The organism is Streptomyces graminilatus (assembly GCF_001418565.1).
Taxonomy (GTDB): Bacteria; Actinomycetota; Actinomycetes; order Streptomycetales; family Streptomycetaceae; genus Streptomyces; species Streptomyces graminilatus.
This window is the reverse complement of the sequence record NZ_LIQQ01000701.1, coordinates 1-2,627: the sequence shown is the minus strand read 5'-3', so window position 1 is coordinate 2,627 and position 2,627 is coordinate 1. Positions and strand designations below refer to the sequence as shown.

3 protein-coding genes are annotated in these 2,627 nt (G+C 69.2%); all 3 read left to right on the top strand.

Going from position 1 to position 2,627, the window contains the following annotated elements; genetic code table 11:
- A partial coding sequence (locus AOK08_RS40185; protein WP_055535292.1) for a polysaccharide deacetylase family protein occupies positions 1 to 558 on the top strand: 558 nt, incomplete at its 5' end.
- Entirely contained in the window at positions 558 to 1,748 is a 1,191-nt protein-coding gene (locus AOK08_RS40180; RefSeq protein WP_055535288.1) for a YncE family protein, read from the top strand. The genes AOK08_RS40185 and AOK08_RS40180, both read left to right, overlap by 1 nt.
- 109 nt (positions 1,749 to 1,857) lie before the next feature.
- On the top strand, positions 1,858 to 2,478 hold the full coding sequence (locus AOK08_RS40175) for an ADP-ribosyltransferase (RefSeq protein WP_055535287.1): 621 nt from the start codon (positions 1,858 to 1,860) through the stop codon (positions 2,476 to 2,478).
- Positions 2,479 to 2,627: the final 149 nt, after the last annotated feature.

Below are 2,627 nucleotides of genomic sequence, written 5' to 3'. Positions count from 1 at the left end.
GTCGCCCTCACCTTCCACGGCGGCGGTGACCCCGCCACCGCGCACGCCCTGCTGTCCGCCGCCGAGAAACACGGCTCACGGATCACCGTGTTCGCCGTCGGGACCTGGCTCGACGCCCATCCGGACCTCGCCCGCCGGGTCCTCGACGGCGGCCATGAACTCGGCAACCACACCCACCGACACCTCGACATCAACGCCATGCCGGAGGCGGACGCCGACGCCGAGATCAGGGGGTGCGCCGAGCGGCTGAAGGCGCTCACCGGGTCCATCGGCACCTGGTTCAGGCCCTCGCGCGGCGCCCTCGCCTCACCCCTCGTCGCACGGCTCGCCCAGCGGGCCGGCTACCCGCACGTCCTCTCGTACGACGTCGACTCCCTCGACTTCACCTCGCCGGGGGCCCCCGCCGTCGTACGCAACGTCATGGCCGGTATCGGCGCCGGATCGATCGTGAGCCTGCACTTCGGATACGCGGACACCGTCGCCGCGTTCCCCGGTCTCCTTTACGAACTCGACCGCCGCGGCCTGCGCGCGGTGACCACCACGGAGTTGCTGACCTGATGCCCCCCACCGCCATCGCCCGCGCCCTCGCCACGGGGGCCGCCCTCACCGTCCTCGCCACACTCGCCGGCTGCGGCGCCGAGGCCCGCGACCGGCCGGACCGGACCCTGGCCACGGTCAGGCCCGCCAGGCCCGCCGTACCCGCCAAGCCCGTCTTCCGGGGCCTGCCCGGGATGCCGCCCGTCCTCCACCCACACGATGTGTACGCCGCCGACCGGCCGGGCAGGCTCTCCCCGGTCGTCCGGAACTTCCCGTCCCGGGTCTACGTACCCAACACCGAGTCCGACACCGTCTCCGTCATCGACCCGAAGACGTACGAGGTCGTCGAGACGATCCATGTCGGGCGCCAGCCCCAACACGTCGTGCCCTCCTGGGACTTGAAGACCCTCTGGGTCAACAACAACCGCGGTCACACCCTCACGCCCATCGACCCGAGGACCGGGAAGGCGGGCGAACCGGTCGACGTCCACGACCCGTACAACCTCTACTTCACGCCCAATGGCAAGTACGCCGTCGTCATGGCCTCCCTCGACCGCCAGCTCGTCTTCCGCGACCCGCACACCATGAAGGTCGCCAAGACCGTGCCCGTCAGTTGCTACGGCGTCAACCACGCCGACTTCTCCCTCGACGGCCGGTACTTCATCGTGTCCTGCGAGTTCAGCGGCGAACTGCTGAAGGTCGACACGGAGAAGATGGAGGTCGTGGGGCAGCAGAGACTGCCCTTCGAGGGCGCGATGCCCCAGGACGTCAAGATCTCACCGGACGGGAAGCGGTTCTACGTCGCCGACATGATGGCCGACGGCATGTGGATCCTCGACGGCGACAAGTTCACCCGGCCCACGCTGCTGCCCACCGGCAAGGGCACCCACGGGCTGTACGTCAGCCGCGACTCCCGCGAGATGTACGTCTCCAACCGGGGCGAGGGCACCATCTCCGTCTTCGACTTCGCCAAGGGCGAGGTCACGAAGAAGTGGCGGCTGCCCAATGGCGGCAGCCCCGACATGGGCGGCGTCTCCGCCGACGGCAAGGTCCTCTGGCTGTCCGGGCGTTACAACTCCGAGGTGTACGCCATCGACACCCGCACCGGGGAGCAGCTCGCCCGCATCAAGGTGGGCCGAGGCCCGCACGGACTCGCCGTCTACCCGCAGCCCGGCCGCTATTCACTCGGCCACACGGGCATCTTCCGCTGATCCGGGACCAGTTGAGCCACCGGCGGCGCGTCAGGGGCAGGTCGTCCGACGCGCCGCCGATCGGGTGACGATCCCCGACCCGCCGCCGTGGACCCGACATGGTGCATCCATGATCACAACTCTCCCGAGGCGGCGGACCGCCGCCGTCGTCCTCTCCCTGGCCGCGGTCTTCACGACCTCCGCCGCCACGCTCCCCACAGCCACCCCGAAGCCCGCGGCCAAGTTCGCAGCCAAGGCCGCCGCGCCGACCTGCCCCCAGTTCGACGACCCGATCAAGGCCGCCGTCGACCGCCGCGTCGACGTCGAGCGCATCACGCCCGAACCGGTCTGGCGCAAGACCTGCGGCACCCTCTACCGCAGTGACGGCCGTGGCCCGGAGATCGTCTTCGCGGAGGGCCTGAAGCCCAGGGACGTCATCAACGGCCAGTACGACATCGAGAAGTACGTCCTGGTCAACCAGCCCTCCCCGTACGTCTCCACGACCTACGACCACGACCTGTACAAGACATGGTGGAAGTCGGGTTACAACTACTACATCGACGCCCCCGGCGGCGTGGACGTGAACAAGACCATCGGCGACACCCACAAATGGGCCGACCAGGTCGAGGTGGCCTTCCCCGGCGGCATCGACCGCAAATACATCATCGGAGTCTGCCCGGTGAACAAGACCACCAAGGTGGAAATCATGAGCGGCTGCGAAAGCAACCCCCACTTCGAGGCCTGGCACTGAAACAGGAGGAGCGCCCGCAGGGCCGCTCCTTCAGGGGCGCGGGGAACTGCGCGACCAGCCCCCACCGGCCCGCAGCCGACAGACGGCCAGAGCCTTACCCTCCGGACGTGTCCAACTACGCACCCCCACTGACACCCGCGCAGTCGTAC

Bases quoted from the DNA above. Each gene is read 5' to 3' on its own strand.
- AOK08_RS40175 (WP_055535287.1), top strand. From the start codon at position 1,858: ATGATCACAACTCTCCCGAGGCGGCGGACCGCCGCCGTCGTCCTCTCC.
- AOK08_RS40180 (WP_055535288.1), top strand. From the start codon at position 558: ATGCCCCCCACCGCCATCGCCCGCGCCCTCGCCACGGGGGCCGCCCTC.